Here is a 14,679-nt window from a genome sequence, read left to right as displayed (position 1 = left end):
CTCTACGTCGGTCGTGCCCGTCCAGTGAAGCACGCGCGTCCTACGGGCAGGGGCGCCGGGGGTCCTCGGCGGGCACGAGCCGCAGCGACGCAAGGGGAATCTTGAGCGCTCCTTCGTCGTCCGGCAGCGGGATCCCGGGCACCCTCGCGGTGTGCCAGAGTAGAGCGGTCCCGCTGGCGTCCCCCAGCAGCAGGTAGGGACGCTCCGGCTGCAGCAGACCGCCTTCGCTGGGCACCTTGCCGAGCTCTCGGGCCGGCGAGGCACAGACCCACTCCGGCTTGATGCCGTAGTACGGCGGCGGGGTGTAACCGCCGGAGGCGTTGAGGCGGGCTTCGAAACTGGTCGTGGTCGCGTCCTCCCACAGCCCGCCCACCCCCACGGCACAGCAGAAGACGGAGACGAGGACGAGGAACAGCCGGCCCATCCACCGGTCGCGCACCATGAGGTGGAAGTGCCGCGCGAAACCGAGCAGCGCCGGGACGAACAACCAAAGCCCCATGGCCGCCAGCACCGCGGCGGCTGCGGCCAGGGAGTCCACGGCGGCGATGTCGACGTCTTCGAGGTCGACCTCGAACGCCGCCAGGTACGTGGCGTGCAGCGAGAGCCCCACCGCGGGCAGCAGGCCGGGCACGAAGGGCAGCAGGGCCGGCAGCAGCCAGGGCACGACGGGGCGCCAACCGCTCTGGCGGATCAGCAGCCCGAGCCCTGCGACCAGCATGACGTTGACCGCCAGGGCGTCCACATGGGCGAGCGCGGCGTCCCCCCATGGCACCTGGTGGATCAAGAGCGATCCGGTCACGAATCCCACGGCACGGACGACGAGGTAGACGAGGGTCCCCACCAGGAGGGCGAGGAGGACCGGCCAGTCCGGACGGTTGCGGAGGTAGAGCCGGCAGAGGACCAGGACCGTCACCACCGCGAAGACCGTCATCACCCACGCCGGTTCGACGGCGGCCTCCACGACCGGGCCGCCCGGCCAGGCCAGCCGGGCCGGGTCCAGGAAGGGACCGATCCCGACCCCGAAACCGGTGAGCAACGCGGGGGCGCCGATCCCCCCGTTCACCGTCGAGCCTTCACGCGCACCCAGGAGGCCGACGAACAGCGCGGCGAGGACGGCGAGCGGCACTCCCCGGTGGGTGTGGGAACGGGGGCGACCGCCCCGCGCGCGGAACGACAGCGAACGCCGGTGGACCACCGGGCCGGCCGGCGGCGGCGCCGCCCCGGGCAGCGGCCTGGCCGCGAGCGCCTGGGCCTGGGTGGGGGCTCCGGCCGATATCTGACGGCCCGTACCGCCCCAGCGCAGGAGGGACACGGCCGGCCGCCAGAGGCGCGTCCATCGCGCGGTCCGCGGGGAGGGCCTCTCGTACGCCTGCCAGCGCGCCCGGAGGTCCGGCTGCCGGACCACCAGGTCCACGGCCTCCACCACCAGGTCCAGGTGGAGTTCCTCGGCCAGCACCTCTAGCCGCTGGCGCGCCCCGGTGACGGCGCGGAACCTGGAGCCCGGGAAACGGATCTCGACCACGTACCAGGCGCGGGCCTCCGTCACCGGAGTCACGGACGTGCCCCGGCGTTCGAGGACCGGCCAGCCGCGCTCCGCAAGAGCCGCTTCCCACAACTCACGATCGGTGGCCGTGCCCCGCAGCTCCGCCAGTGCCACCGCACGCTGGTCCCACCGCACCACCGGTACCGCCATGAAGTCCCCCTCGGTCCAGGGGAATCAGTCAAGCGGAAGCAGCATGTGGATGTCGTCCCGATCGTCGTTTTCGGCGACCCGGATCGCCTTCGGGACGCGGCCGACCTCCGTGTATCCGCAGGACTCGTAGAAGCGTTCGAGGCCCAGGCCGCCGCGGCAGCTGAGGCGGACGGCCTCGATGCCCTCGATGGTGCGGGCCGCGTCGGCGACCGCTGCCATCAGGGCGCGGCCGGCGCCGCGGCCCTGGAGGTCGGGGTGGACCATGACCGTGTACACCCACAGCCAGTGCGTCATCAGGCGGTGGGTGTTGAGGGTGAGGAAGGCGGTGGCGAGGACGCGGCCGTCCGCGTCGCGGCCGACGACCAGCCGGCTGCCGCCGTCGGCGACCGCGGTGAGCTGCTTGATCAGCTGCGGGCGGATGTCGTCGCGGACGACCGGTGCGACGAAGCCCACGGCGCCGCCCGCGTTGGAGACGTCCGTCCACAGGTCGAGGATGCCCTCGTGCAGGGCCGGGTCCACCGACGGGTCCAGGGTGAAGGTGAGGGCCCCGGGTGCGGCTGGAGCAGCGGGCGCGGCGGGTTTGGCGGGCGAAGCGAGCTGCGTAAGGGCCATAGGGCCAGAGTATCTATTACCCATGGTGGGGTGCCAGTGGATTCGGGGCGCAAAAACGCCCTGGTCCTTTGTGCGGACCAGGGCGTTGAAGCAGTACGGCGGCGCGTCAGACGCGCATCGGCTGGGGCGACTCCCGCAGCGAGGCGTCCGGCCCCGGGTACTCGCGGATGATCTCGTACCGCGTGTTCCGCTCGACCGGGCGGAAGCCGGCCTCGCGGATCAGCTCCAGGAGGTCGTCCCGGGTGAGCTTGTTCGGGGTGCCGTAGTTGTCGGCGTCGTGCGTGATCTTGTACTCGACCACCGAGCCGTCCATGTCGTCCGCACCGTGCTGGAGCGCCAGCTGGGCGGTCTGCACACCGTGCATCACCCAGAACACCTTGACGTGCTGGACGTTGTCGAAGAGGAGGCGGGAGACCGCGAAGGTCTTCAGGGCCTCCGCACCCGTGGCCATGCTGGTCCGGGCCTGCAGGGTGTTGCGGACCTTGCCGTCCTTCATGTCCACGAAGTCGTGCTGGTAGCGCAGCGGGATGAAGACCTGGAAGCCGCCCGTCTCGTCCTGGAGCTCACGCAGCCGCAGCACGTGGTCCACGCGGTGGCGCGGCTCCTCGATGTGGCCGTAGAGCATCGTGCACGGGGTCTTGAGACCCTTCTCGTGCGCGAGGCGGTGGATCCGCGACCAGTCTTCCCAGTGGGTGCGGTGGTCGACGATGTGCTGCCGGACCTCCCAGTCGAAGATCTCCGCGCCGCCGCCGGTCAGCGACTCCAGGCCCGCCTCGATCAGCTCGTCCAGGATGTCGGACGCCGAGAGGCCGGAGATGGTTTCGAAGTGGTGGATCTCGGTGGCCGTGAACGCCTTCAGCGAGACGTTCGGCAGCGCCTTCTTCAGCTCCGAGAGGGACCGCGGGTAGTAGCGCCACGGCAGGTTCGGGTGCAGGCCGTTGACGATGTGCAGCTCGGTGAGGTTCTCGCTCTCCATGGTCTTGGCCAGGCGGACGGCTTCCTCGATGCGCATGGTGTACGCGTCCTTCTCGCCCGGCTTGCGCTGGAACGAGCAGTACGCGCAGGACGCGGTGCACACGTTCGTCATGTTGAGGTGGCGGTTGACGTTGAAGTGGACGACGTCGCCGTTCTTCCGCGTCCGCACCTCGTGGGCGAGACCGCCGAGCCAGGCCAGATCGTCCGACTCGTAGAGGGCGATGCCGTCCTCACGGGTCAGCCGCTCGCCGGAGCGGACCTTCTCCTCCAGCTCGCGCTTGAGCCCAGCGTCCATGCGTCGGTCGCCTCCTCTAGATGTCCTGCAACCCAGCCCCACCGTACTCTCAGCGCTCTTCGGGCAGGTCCCCGACCCGGTTCTCCCACTTGGTGGAGAGCACGATCGTGGTACGGGTGCGCGAGACGCCCTTGGTGCCGGACAGCTTGCGGATGATCTTCTCCAGGCCGTCCACGTCGCTGGCGCGGACCTTGAGCATGAAGGAGTCGTCGCCGGCGATGAACCAGCAGTCCTCGATCTCGGCGAGGTCCCGCAGCCGGCGCGCCACGTCCTCGTGGTCGGCGGCGTCGGAGAGCGAGATGCCGATCAGCGCCGTGACGCCGAGGCCCAGCGAGGCCGAGTCGACGGTCGCGCGGTAGCCGGTGATCACACCGGCCGTTTCCAGCCGGTTGATCCGGTCGGTGACGCTGGGGCCGGAGAGCCCCACGAGCCGGCCCAGCTCGGCGTATGAGGCACGTCCGTTCTCCCGGAGTGCCTGGATGAGCTGCCTATCCACCGCGTCCATGTCCCTGGAGCCTTCCATTATTCGGCGATCACGCAAGTTTACGTATAGAATCTAAGGCGCACAGGGTCGACACCCTGTGAATCTTTCAACAGATCAATGACGATCTTCAGGAGTGGTTCACCGTGTACACGATCGAGATGGCCTACGCCCAGATGCGACAGCTTCAGGAGCAGGCCAACCGATCCCGTGCCCACCAGCGATTCGTTGCCGCGCAGCGCGCCGAGAAGGCCGCCAAGCCGCGCAACGCCAAGAAGCGCTAACAGCAGCGCCAGCAGCACCGACAGCGCTAACCCCGAGGCCGGGAGCCACCGATCTCCCCCTCCCAACGGCGGTACAGCCGGTGCGGCACCCCTGCCGCATCCAGCACCCGCCCCGCGACGAAGTCCACGAGATCCTGGATGTGCGTCGCACCCGCATAGAACGCCGGAGAGGCGGGCAGCACCACGGCGCCCGCCTCGTCCAGCGCCACCAGATGCCTCAGCGTCTGACCGTTCAGCGGGGTCTCCCGCACCGCGACCACCAGCCGGCGCCGCTCCTTGAGCATCACGCTCGCCGCCCGCTGCAACAGGTCCTTCGACAGCCCCAGCGCCACCCCCGCCACACAGGCGGTACTGGCCGGAACGATCAGCATCCCCTTGACCGGGTACGAGCCCGAGCTCGGCCCCGCGGCGAGGTCCCCCGCGCCCCAGTACCGCACCCCGTCCAGCGGCAGGTCCCGGAAGGTCCCGGGCTTCCCGTCGGCACCCCGGTCCAGCCACGCGGCGAGGTCCTCGCGCCAGTGGGCGTCCCGGAAGGCGATGCCGGTCTCGTCCAGCAGGGTGAGCCGCGACGCCCGGCTGACCACCAGGTCCACGCTCTCCCCCGCCGCGAGCAGCCCGCGCAGCACGGCTGCGGCGTACGGCGTTCCCGAAGCCCCGGATACCCCTACCACCCACGGGGTGCGCTTGCCGTCAGTCATGGCTCCGAGCCTATCCGGCCACCCCGGCCGGGCACTCGCCAAGGTGTGCCGTACGTTCCCGCTACAGAACGCCGGCACAGGGCGCGGCACGGGGGCGGCACAGGGGGCCGAGATGAGCGCACGGACCACACCACCCATGACCGATTCCGACCGGGCCAGGATCGCCGGCTTCCTGATGCTGGGGTGGGTGGCCCTGCTGTGGCTGCTCGAAGCGGTCGACACGGCCACCGGCCATGCGCTGGACGCGTACGGGATCACCGCGCGGGACACCGGCGACCTGCCCTCGGTGCTGACCGCCCCGTTCATCCACTTCGGCTGGGACCACGTCGCCGCCAACAGCATCCCGCTGCTGGCCCTCGGCTTCCTCGCGGCGCTGGGCGGGCTGCGCCGCTTCCTCCTCGTCTGCGCGGTGATCATCGTCGCGGACGGCCTGGGGGTGTGGCTGTTCTCCCCCTCCGACAGCAACACGGCCGGTGCCTCGGGCCTGGTCTTCGGCCTGTTCGGCTACCTGGTGGTCCGCGGCTTCGTGGAACGCCGCCCGACCGGCATCATCGTCGGCCTGCTGGTCGCCGCGATCTGGGGCAGCGCGATCCTGTCCGGGATCGGCCCGTCGGACTCCTCGGTCAGCTGGCAGGGCCACCTGATCGGCCTGCTCGCGGGCGCGGCGGTGGCCTTCCTCCTCCCGAAGGCCCCGCCGGGACGGGCCGGGGTCTACGGGTAGCCCCGCTCTCAACGGTGCGGGGAGCAATGACCCGGTCTCAGCGTACGGATGCGCGCCGGCCATCAGGCCGGGAACCCCACCGGTCCACCCCTGTGGGCTACAGGGTGAGCCCCCGGCTGAAGAGGTCGGCCAGGGTGGCGAGGAACAGGCAGATGCCGATCACGCCGTTGACGGTGAAGAACGCCCGGTTCAGGCGGGACAGGTCGTGCGGGCGGACGATCGTGTGCTCGTACACGAACGCACCCGCGACCACCGCCAGGCCCGACCAGAGCAGCACGCCCGCGTCCGTGGCCAGGGCGTACCAGACCAGCAGGGCCATGGTCACGGCGTGGCAGGCGCGGGCGCCCCACAGGGCCGCGGGGACCCCGAAGCGGGCCGGGACCGACTTCACGCCCTCGGCGCGGTCCGCCGCCACGTCCTGGCAGGCGAAGATCAGGTCGAAGCCGCCGATCCAGACGCCCACCGCCAGGCCGAGGATGACGGCGTCCCAGTTCCAGGACCCCGTCACCGCCAGCCAGGCACCGACCGGGCCCATCGCCTGGGCGAGCCCGAGGATGGCGTGCGGGAAGTTCGTGAACCGCTTGCCGTACGGGTAGACCACCATCGGGATCACGGCCACCGGGGCCAGCGCCAGGCAGAGCGGGTTCAGCAGCGCGGCCGAACCGAGGAAGACCGCGACCGCGACACCGGCACCCGTCCACGCGGTCCGCACCGAGACCGCCCCGGTGACCAGCTCGCGGGTCGCGGTGCGCGGGTTCCGCGCGTCGATCTCCCGGTCGATGATCCGGTTCGCGGCCATGGCGAAGGTACGCAGGCCCACCATGCAGACGGTGACCAGCAGCAGCTCCAGCCAGTGGACGCTGCCGCTCACCTCGAACATGGCGGTGAGCGCGGCGATGTAGGCGAAGGGCAGCGCGAAGACCGAGTGCTCGATCATCACGAGCCGCAGGAAGGCCTTCACCTTGCCGGGGGCCTGCGGCGCGGCGGGGCCGGGGTCGACGACCCCGTCGGCGGTCGTCATCATGCGAGGCTCTCCCGGAAGTCCGCGATGTCGGCGCGGAGCTCCGCGACCGGCAGGGTGCCGAGCTCCAGGTCCAGCGGCCCCTCGCCCTCCGCGTCCGCCGGCGGGACGACCCGGGCGGCCAGGGAGATCCGGTCGTCGCCCGCGGTGCGGCCGGTGACGGCGATCGCGTCCCCGGCGAGCGCCAGCTCGAAGTCCGTCCCGCCGTCCAGGGCGGCCAGCAGGCCCTCGGCGAAGGCCGCAGCCGCCGCGTCGGCGAGGTCCGGCAGCTCGAAGCCGCGGCCCTCGCCGTCGGTCCGGTCGGCGATGACCTGCCAGATGCCGGCGTCCCCGGCGAACTCCTCCGGGCTGACCCCGGCCTGCTCCGCCGCGAGCCGCAGCCCGGCGTCGTTCACGTCCAGCTCGGGCCGCAGCAGTGCCACGCAGGGCGTGTCGCTGCCGAGGAACAGGGCGGGGCCGCCCACCGCGATCGGGCTCACAGGCCGTACTCCTTCCACCGGCGGTCCACCAGGGCCGCCGTCGCCGGGTCGGACTCCACCATGTCCGGCCAGCCGCCGTCCCGGGTGTAGCCCTCCTCGGGCAGCTTCTTCGTCGCGTCGATACCGGCCTTGCCACCCCAGAACTGCTGGTACGAGGCGTGGTCCAGGTGGTCCACCGGGCCCTCGACCACGGTCAGGTCGCGGGAGTAGTCGGTGTTGCCCAGCGCCCGCCAGGACACCTCGTGGAGGTCGTGGACGTCGCAGTCCTTGTCCACCACGATGATCAGCTTGGTCAGGGACATCATGTGCGCGCCCCAGATGGCGTGCATGACCTTCTGCGCGTGCTTCGGGTACTTCTTGTCGATCGAGACGATCGCGCAGTTGTGGAAGCCGCCCGACTCGGGCAGGTGGTAGTCCACGATGTCCGGGACGATGATCTTCAGCAGGGGCAGGAAGAAGCGCTCCGTCGCGCGGCCCAGCGGGCCGTCCTCGGTCGGCGGGCGGCCGACCACGATCGACTGGAGCAGCGGGCGCTTCCGCATCGTGATGCAGTCGATCTTCAGCGCGGGGAAGGGCTCCTGCGGGGTGTAGAAGCCGGTGTGGTCGCCGAAGGGGCCCTCCGGCAGCATCTCGCCGGGCTCCAGCCAGCCCTCGACCACCACCTCGGCGTTCGCCGGGACCTGGAGCGGCACGGTCTTGCAGTCGACCATCTCGATCCGCTTACCCGCGACGAACCCGGCGAAGAGGTACTCGTCGATGTCACCGGGCAGCGGGGCGGTCGAGGCGTAGGTGACGGCGGGCGGGCAGCCGAAGGCGATCGCGACCGGCAGCCGTTCGCCGCGCGCCGCGGCCACCGCGTAGTGGTTGCGGCTGTCCTTGTGGATCTGCCAGTGCATGCCGATGGTCCGCTTGTCGTGGCGCTGCAGCCGGTACAGGCCGAGGTTGCGGACGCCCGTCTCCGGGTGCTTGGTGTGGGTGAGCCCCAGGTTGAAGAAGGAGCCGCCGTCCTTGGGCCAGGTGAACAGGGCCGGCAGCCGGTCGAGGTCCACGTCCTCGCCGGTCAGTACGACCTCCTGGACGGGCGCGGCATCGCCCTTCACCTTCTTCGGCGGCACGTGCACCATCGAGCCGAGCTTGCCGAAGGCCTCGCGGACTCCGATGAAGCCCTGCGGGAGTTCGGGCTTGAGCAGCCCGCCGATCTTCTCGCTGATCTCCCCGTACGACTTCAGGCCCAGGGCCTTCAGCAGCCGCCGGTCGGTGCCGAAGACGTTCATCGCCAGGGGCATGTCGGAGCCCTTGACGTTCTCGAAGAGCAGGGCCGGACCGCCGGCCTTGTTCACTCTGTCGACGATCTCCCCGACCTCGAGATACGGGTCGACTTCGGCCTTGATGCGCTTGAGGTCGCCCTCCCGCTCCAGAGCCCGGAGCAGCGAGCGGAGATCGTCGTAAGCCATAGGGGCAAGTATCCGCCACGGACTACCCTGGAGGCGTCACCGGGGCCCGTCGCGGCCCGCCACCACTTCCTGGGGGTCGGTCCCACACCGTGCTGCGCTATCTGCCGTTTCTGCTGATCATCGGCCTGACCGTGTTCGCCTTCATCGACTGCCTGAACACGCCCGAGGAAGAGGTCAAACACCTGCCCAAGGTGGTGTGGGTGATCATCATCCTGCTGTTCTCGATCGTGGGTCCGGTGGTGTGGCTGTTCGCCGGGAAGAAGCGCACCCCCACGGGCGGCGGCCCCGGCGGCCGGTCCGGCGGGCGGCGTTCCCAGTGGGTGGCCCCGGACGACAACCCGGAGTTCCTCAACCGGCTCCGCGAGGAGCAGGACCGCAAGCAGCAGGACCGGGACGAGGACAAGGGCGGCTCCTAGGCCTCGCTGACCGGATCGGTCCGTAGACGCCGGACCGGCGGGCCCTGCACCGTTGCCGCGGCGCCCCCCACGGGCAATCCCCGGGGGCGCCGTCACCTGTCTGACCGACAAGCAACGGAGTGAGCCGTGAAGAAGTCCGTCGGGGCGGCCGGAGCCCTGTTGAGTTCCCTCGCCCTCGCGGTGGGTCTGGCGACCCCCGCAGCCGCCGACAACCCGTCCAACGGTCGCTACAACAACGTGCGGGCCATGCACACCGGCATGTGCGCGGCCGTCGGCAACAATTCGACGAGCCCGGGGGCCGGGCTGATCCAGTTCCCCTGCGACCGCAAGTACAACAAGCAGTTCGTCGGCCAGGGGGCCGGTACGGACGCCTACTTCCTGCGGGTGCGGTCCACCAACATGTGCATCACCCCGCAGACCGGCGCCGACCACGCCGTCCTCGTCCAGGCGCCGTGCGTGAACATGGACTCGCAGGTGTGGGTGGCCACGTACGCCGGCAACGACAGCTGGCAGCTGCGGAACCGCGCCACCGGCTTCTGCATGGGCGTCGCCTGGGGCGCCGGCAACAGCGGCCAGCCGCTGGACCAGTCGAGCTGCGGCGCCTTCGACGGTCAGTCGTGGCGGTTCACCGTGGCGCAGTAGCCCGTGGCGCAGTAACCCGTGGCCCGGTAGTCCGGTGCGCCGTGGCCCGGGCCGCGGTCTCCTCCCCTGCGATGCGTTCCGCAGCGCGCGCGAAGGCCCGTACCGCGCCGGTGGTGTCGGCGGCCCGCCAGATCAGGCCGTAGCCCACCGGCGCGGTGTCCTCGACGGGCACGTAGACCACGCCCGGGCGGGCGTAGTACGCGGCCGTGTGCGCCGCCGTCAGCAGCGCGCCCCGGTCCGCCGCGACCATCATCAGCGCCTCCGCCATATTGGTGACCTCGGGCCCGCGCCCGATCGGCCGTCCGGCCGGGGTGCTTGCCGGGGTCTGCCGTTCACGCCGGTACGGCGGCAGGTCGCCGGCGAGGGACAGCAGCGGTACGCCGGCCAGGTCCTCCGGGGTCAGCGCGGCCCGGCCGGCCAGCGGATGGCCGGCCGCGACGGCCAGCACCCGCCCCTCGGTCAGCAGCTCGGGGCCCTCTCCGAGGTCCGCCTCGAGCACCGGGAACTCGGCGAAGGCGATGTCGAACTCGCCGTTGCGGAGCTGCCCGTACGGGTCGGTGAGCGGGAGTTCGCAGACCTCCACCGCCAGGTCCGGGTGGCTGGCGCGGAGCGCCTGGGCGGTCTTGAGGACGAGGTCCCCGGCGGGCGGGGTGGAGAAGCCGACGTGCAGCACACCGTCGGCCGCCCGGGCGGTGGCCTGGGCCTTGGCCAGCGCGGCCTCGATGCCGCGGTGGTGGGGTTCGAGGTCCTCGCGCAGCTGCCGGCCCAGGGCGGTGAGGGCGACGCTGCGGCTGGTCCGCAGGAAGAGGGGGGCGCCGACGCGCCGCTCCAGGCGCTGGATGAGCTGGCTGACCCGGGCCCGGGACAGCAGCATCCGCTCGGCGGTGCGGCCGAAGTGCAGTTCCTCGGCCAGGATCAGGAAGCACTCCAGTTCATCGCGATCGGTAAGCATGGCTGAACGAACGTTGCCATCTTCGGCGTTGTTCCCGTGGGGCGGGCGGACGAGGGTTGGTTGAGCCGGCAACCAACCCTTTCCCTCTTCCTTCGTCTGAGGATTCCCATGGACCACACGTTTCGCGGACGCCAGTGGGGCGTCCTGCTCGTCCTGTGCGGCGCGATCTTCCTTGAGGGCATCGACGTCGCAATGCTGAATGTGGCCCTGCCGTCGATCCGGTCGGATCTCGACCTGTCCACGGGTGAGCTCCAGTGGGTGATGAGCGCCTACGTCCTCGGCTACGGCGGGTTCATGCTGCTGGGTGGACGGGCCGCCGACCTGTTCGGGCGGCGCCAGATGTTCACCGGCTGGCTGACCGTCTTCCTGCTCTTCTCCGGACTCGGCGGCCTGGCCTCCGAGGGCTGGATGCTGATCACCGCCCGCTTCGTGACCGGGGTGGCCGCGGCCTTCATGACCCCGGCCGGCCTGTCGATCATCACCACCGGGTTCCCGGAGGGACCGCAGCGGGACCGGGCCCTGCTGGTCTACTCGGGCACGGCGGCCGGCGGGTTCTCCATCGGCCTGGTGGTGGGCGGACTGCTGGCCTCGGTGGACTGGCGCTGGGTGTTCTTCGCTCCGGTGGTGCTGTCCGCACTGATCCTGGTGGCCGCGCTGGTGCTCGTACCGAAGTCGGCCCGGCCCCGGCGGGCGGCCGGGGAGCGGATCGACCTTGCGGGCGGCATGACCATCACCGCCGCGATCGTGCTGCTGGTGCTCGGGGTGGAGCGGGCGGCGCACGCCGCGCCCGGCTGGACCGCCGCCACCATCGGGGCCGGGCTGGTGCTGCTGGCGGCCTTCGTGGCCGTGGAGCGCCGGGCTGCCGTGCCGCTGGTGAAGCTGTCCGTGCTGCGCTCCGGCCCGCTGCTGCGCACCAACCTGGCCGCGCTGCTCTTCGCCGGCGGATTCTTCGGCTTCCAGTTCCTGCTCGTCCTCTACCTCCAGGAGCTGCGCGGCTGGTCCACGCTGGAGACCAGCCTCGCGATGGTGGTGATCGGCATCGACGCGGTCCTCTCCCCCACCCTGGTGCCGAAGCTGGTGGCCCGGTTCGGCAACGCCCGGCTGATCTTCGGCGGGCTGCTGCTGGCCGCCCTGTCGTACGGCACCTTCCTGCCGCTGGGCGCGGACTGGACGTACCTGGCGATGCTTCCCGGCCTGGTGCTGCTGGGTCTGGCCTTCGCGCTGGTCTACGGCCCGCTGACGATCGTGGCCACGGAGGGCGTCGCGGAGGAGGACCAGGGCCTGGCCGGCGGGCTGCTCTACACCGCGTTCCAGTTCGGTGCGGCGCTGGGCCTGTCCGCGGTGACGGCGGTGTCCGCTGCCGTACCGGGCTCGGCCCTGGACGGCCACCGGGCCGGGCTGCTCGTCCCCTTCGCCGCGGCCCTGCTGGCGGCGGCGGTGAGCACGGCCGGGCTGCGGTCCCGTTCCGGCCGGGTGGTCTCCGCGGGCGAGCCGGCCGCGGCGCAGCAGCAGCCGTCGGAGGTCTGACCGGCTGCCGCCGGGCCCCGGGTCACTGCGCCCAGGGCAGCTCCCGGGTGGCTTCGGTGCCGGGCACCGAGGCCACCCCGTCGGCGCGCATGGCCACGTACGCCTCGGCAGCCACGGGTGCGTGCACCCGGCGGAGCATGCCGGGCGGGAGGACCAGGGTCTGGCCGGCCGTGACCGTCTCGGTCCGGCCGTCGCCGGTGACCTCCAGGGTCCCGAGGACGACGGTCCACACCTGCTCCCGGCTGATGGAGTGCTCGGGGCCGGTGGACCCGGCCTCCATCCGGGTGTGCCAGGTGCTGAGCTCGGTACTGCCCCGGCTGGGGGCGGCCAGGCCGGTCATGGTGGCGGCGGGCGAGGCGGTGACGTTTTCGGGGGCGGAGCTGATAACGCGCAAAACTCTTCTCCTCCACAGGCGGGTCAGATGGGTCAGGTGGGTCAAGCCGCTTTACTCAGAGCTTGAGTAAAGCAGCTTGACCCATCCGTGTCACCATGTTTCCGTGACGGACCACCACGACGCACCCGCCGGCCCCGAGCTGACCTTCCTGCTCGGGCTGGGCTTCCAGATGCTGCTGGCCGAGTTCACCCGGCGGGTGGCCGAGGCCGGCTATCCGGACCTGCGCCCGGTGCACGGCATGGCCTTCCAGGTCCTGAAGGACGGCGGGGCCACCGGCAGCGAGCTGGGCGAACGGCTCGGCATGACCAAGCAGGCGGCCGGGCAGCTGATCGACGACCTGGAGCGGCGCGGGTACGTACGCCGGGAACCGCACCCGGAGGGCGGGCGGCGGAAGCTGGTCGTCCTGACGGACGCGGCGCGTACGCACCTCGCGGTGGCGGGACGGATCCTGCACGGGCTGGAGGCGGAACTGTCCGCCCACACCGACCTCGGCCTGCTCCGCCGGGAACTCGGCCGCCTGCTCGGCGCGCTCTCCCCCGGCACTCCGCTGCCGCCACTGCGGCCCGTCTGGTAGCCGGCTCACACCTGCGGGCTCACCAGGGCGACGAAGGGGATCTTCGCCGTGTTGGACGAGAGGAAGAAGGCCCCGTACCTTTCGTCGGGCTCCTCGTCACCGGACAGCCGTCCCCCGGAATCGAGCGGGCCGATATGCGTACCGTATTCCGAGGCATTGCCGTTCACGGACCAGTACGAGGTGACATAGCGCGGCCTTCTCGTCACGTTGATGAGGTTGTTGTTGTGGCGCAGCCTTCCGCGGTAGAACACGTGGTCCTGACAGGCCTTCGGAGCGCACCGGAAGTACTGCCGCTCCTCCTTGTCCCATGAATAGCGCGGGCGGGCGAACTCCACTTCATCGATCTTCCCGCGGTCCTTCCTCATGAACATCAGTTCCGTGGTCGCTTCCAGGGCGTCGTACGCGGCGTCCTTGGGGACCTGGACGATCGTCTCCACGGTCGCACCGTCACCCGGGTCGAACCAGGTCCCCGGCACGACGAACGGACCGGTGTGGATCAGCTTGAAGCCGGTTGCCTCGACATGGAGCTCGATGTCCTCCAACCACTCCATGTCCTTCTTCCAGTCCTTCAGCTCCACCTCCCCGGCACTGAACCTTGCCGACCGCCCCCATACCCAGTGGGCGCCGCCGAGCACGTAGAGGGGGATGGCCCCGGTGTTCTTCATGCGAAGCGTGAGCGGCAGATGGACCACCGGACGACCGGGGTCCGGACGGGGTCTGCCGAAGGCGACCGTCAGGTCCAGCTGGGGCTGCCGGGAATAGGGCTGGTACACGGCCGAGTACGCCAGATTGGAGGCGGACAGCAGAGCGGTCACCAGCACCCCCACGGTGAAGCCCTTGGGAAAGGGAATCCGCTCCCAGGCGTGCTGCCGGTAGAGCAGCACGAGCGCCGCCACGGACCAGCACCACAGGGGAAGGAAGACCAGGAGATAGCGCGTGTACTCCCGTTCCTGGAACCAGACCCCCAGGAACAGGGTGTCGGTGGCGAAGGCGACGAGGACCCCGAGCATGACCACCGAGCCCGAGTACCTCAGATGCCGTTTGCCCCAGTAGTCGAGCGCCGCCGCCGCGGCCACCACCTCCACCCCGCCCGCCAGGATGAACAGCAGGCCGGTGACACGGCCGGCGAACGTGACGCCGCCCATGGCATCCGGGGTGCCGACGACCATGAGCAGGCCCGCGGAGACGAGCAGCCCGGCCACGACGAAGAGGACGGTCGCATACCGCCGGCCCCTGCGGTCCGGCCAGACCGTGCTGTCCCCGCCGTCGAAGCGGACGGCCGCACCGTCCGTGAGGTCCAGGTCCTTCGGGAACCCGGCGCGGCGGAGCAGTCTGCGCAGCCCGCGCAGCGACCAGGCGCTCCCGACCGTCGTACCGCCGACAGCGACCTCGCGCAGGCCCCGGCCGTCGGGTGGCTGCACCACGGCCAACCGCTTCTCGTCCATGGGACCAGGCTGGGTC

The 14,679-nt window shown here is 71.0% G+C and carries 17 protein-coding genes; 5 read left to right on the top strand and 12 right to left on the bottom strand.

The window, feature by feature from the left end; all coding sequences use genetic code 11:
• Window positions 1-40: 40 nt before the first annotated feature.
• The 6 genes from DEJ50_RS18845 to DEJ50_RS18825 all read right to left on the bottom strand — a co-directional run bounded on the left by DEJ50_RS18845 (window position 41) and on the right by DEJ50_RS18825 (window position 5,038).
• Entirely contained in the window at window positions 41-1,693 is a 1,653-nt protein-coding gene (locus DEJ50_RS18845; protein ID WP_150209144.1) for a hypothetical protein, read from the bottom strand.
• Window positions 1,694-1,717: 24 nt separating this feature from the next.
• A complete protein-coding gene (locus DEJ50_RS18840; RefSeq protein WP_150209143.1) occupies window positions 1,718-2,305 on the bottom strand; it encodes a GNAT family N-acetyltransferase in 588 nt (195 codons plus the stop codon).
• A gap of 106 nt (window positions 2,306-2,411) precedes the next feature.
• Window positions 2,412-3,575 (bottom strand): aminofutalosine synthase MqnE, encoded by a 1,164-nt coding sequence (mqnE, locus tag DEJ50_RS18835; protein ID WP_150209142.1) that lies wholly within the window; start codon window positions 3,573-3,575, stop codon window positions 2,412-2,414.
• A 49-nt stretch (window positions 3,576-3,624) separates the two neighbouring features.
• Complete coding sequence (locus DEJ50_RS18830) at window positions 3,625-4,080, bottom strand: Lrp/AsnC family transcriptional regulator (RefSeq protein WP_150209141.1); 456 nt, start codon at window positions 4,078-4,080, stop codon at window positions 3,625-3,627.
• Window positions 4,081-4,118: 38 nt separating this feature from the next.
• Window positions 4,119-4,358, bottom strand: a complete 240-nt coding sequence (locus DEJ50_RS33990) for a hypothetical protein (RefSeq protein WP_190344575.1) — start codon at window positions 4,356-4,358, stop codon at window positions 4,119-4,121.
• 8 nt (window positions 4,359-4,366) lie between these two features.
• Window positions 4,367-5,038, bottom strand: a complete 672-nt coding sequence (locus DEJ50_RS18825; protein ID WP_150209140.1) for a UbiX family flavin prenyltransferase — start codon at window positions 5,036-5,038, stop codon at window positions 4,367-4,369.
• A 136-nt stretch (window positions 5,039-5,174) separates the two neighbouring features.
• Between DEJ50_RS18825 and DEJ50_RS18820 the strand changes: the two genes are divergently transcribed.
• A complete protein-coding gene (locus tag DEJ50_RS18820) occupies window positions 5,175-5,759 on the top strand; it encodes a rhomboid family intramembrane serine protease (protein ID WP_150209139.1) in 585 nt (194 codons plus the stop codon).
• A gap of 97 nt (window positions 5,760-5,856) precedes the next feature.
• On the opposite strand, the gene mqnP is transcribed toward DEJ50_RS18820, so the two are convergent.
• The 3 genes from mqnP to DEJ50_RS18805 are packed head-to-tail and all read right to left on the bottom strand — an operon-like array spanning window position 5,857 to window position 8,713.
• Complete coding sequence (gene mqnP / locus DEJ50_RS18815; protein ID WP_411757683.1) at window positions 5,857-6,780, bottom strand: menaquinone biosynthesis prenyltransferase MqnP; 924 nt, start codon at window positions 6,778-6,780, stop codon at window positions 5,857-5,859.
• Entirely contained in the window at window positions 6,780-7,259 is a 480-nt protein-coding gene (locus DEJ50_RS18810; protein WP_150209137.1) for a hypothetical protein, read from the bottom strand. Before DEJ50_RS18810 ends, mqnP begins: the two co-directional genes overlap by 1 nt.
• Entirely contained in the window at window positions 7,256-8,713 is a 1,458-nt protein-coding gene (locus tag DEJ50_RS18805; protein ID WP_150209136.1) for a menaquinone biosynthesis decarboxylase, read from the bottom strand. The genes DEJ50_RS18810 and DEJ50_RS18805 overlap by 4 nt, the downstream gene beginning before the upstream one ends.
• 89 nt (window positions 8,714-8,802) lie before the next feature.
• Between DEJ50_RS18805 and DEJ50_RS18800 the strand changes: the two genes are divergently transcribed.
• Entirely contained in the window at window positions 8,803-9,129 is a 327-nt protein-coding gene (locus DEJ50_RS18800) for a PLD nuclease N-terminal domain-containing protein (protein ID WP_150209135.1), read from the top strand.
• 126 nt (window positions 9,130-9,255) lie between these two features.
• On the top strand, window positions 9,256-9,771 hold the full coding sequence (locus DEJ50_RS18795) for an RICIN domain-containing protein (protein ID WP_150209134.1): 516 nt from the start codon (window positions 9,256-9,258) through the stop codon (window positions 9,769-9,771).
• Here DEJ50_RS18795 and DEJ50_RS18790 read toward each other — a convergent pair.
• Window positions 9,755-10,723: a LysR family transcriptional regulator gene (locus DEJ50_RS18790; protein ID WP_150209133.1), complete on the bottom strand. Its 969-nt coding sequence runs from the start codon at window positions 10,721-10,723 to the stop codon at window positions 9,755-9,757. The two genes, DEJ50_RS18795 and DEJ50_RS18790, sit on opposite strands and share 17 nt — an antisense overlap.
• Before the next feature lie 108 nt (window positions 10,724-10,831).
• Between DEJ50_RS18790 and DEJ50_RS18785 the strand changes: the two genes are divergently transcribed.
• Window positions 10,832-12,250: an MFS transporter gene (locus DEJ50_RS18785; protein ID WP_150209132.1), complete on the top strand. Its 1,419-nt coding sequence runs from the start codon at window positions 10,832-10,834 to the stop codon at window positions 12,248-12,250.
• A 22-nt stretch (window positions 12,251-12,272) separates the two neighbouring features.
• Here the strand turns inward: DEJ50_RS18785 and DEJ50_RS18780 are convergent, their stop codons facing one another.
• Window positions 12,273-12,644 (bottom strand): cupin domain-containing protein, encoded by a 372-nt coding sequence (locus DEJ50_RS18780; RefSeq protein WP_223837814.1) that lies wholly within the window; start codon window positions 12,642-12,644, stop codon window positions 12,273-12,275.
• A gap of 169 nt (window positions 12,645-12,813) precedes the next feature.
• Here DEJ50_RS18780 and DEJ50_RS18775 point away from each other — a divergent pair, with 169 nt between their 5' ends.
• Entirely contained in the window at window positions 12,814-13,218 is a 405-nt protein-coding gene (locus tag DEJ50_RS18775; RefSeq protein ID WP_150212215.1) for a MarR family winged helix-turn-helix transcriptional regulator, read from the top strand.
• A 5-nt stretch (window positions 13,219-13,223) separates the two neighbouring features.
• On the opposite strand, the gene DEJ50_RS18770 is transcribed toward DEJ50_RS18775, so the two are convergent.
• A complete protein-coding gene (locus DEJ50_RS18770) occupies window positions 13,224-14,663 on the bottom strand; it encodes a hypothetical protein (protein WP_150209131.1) in 1,440 nt (479 codons plus the stop codon).
• Window positions 14,664-14,679 lie beyond the last annotated feature (16 nt).

The organism is Streptomyces venezuelae (assembly GCF_008642295.1).
GTDB classification, from domain to species: domain Bacteria; phylum Actinomycetota; class Actinomycetes; order Streptomycetales; family Streptomycetaceae; genus Streptomyces; species Streptomyces venezuelae_C.
This window is presented reverse-complemented; position numbering and strand designations above follow the sequence as displayed.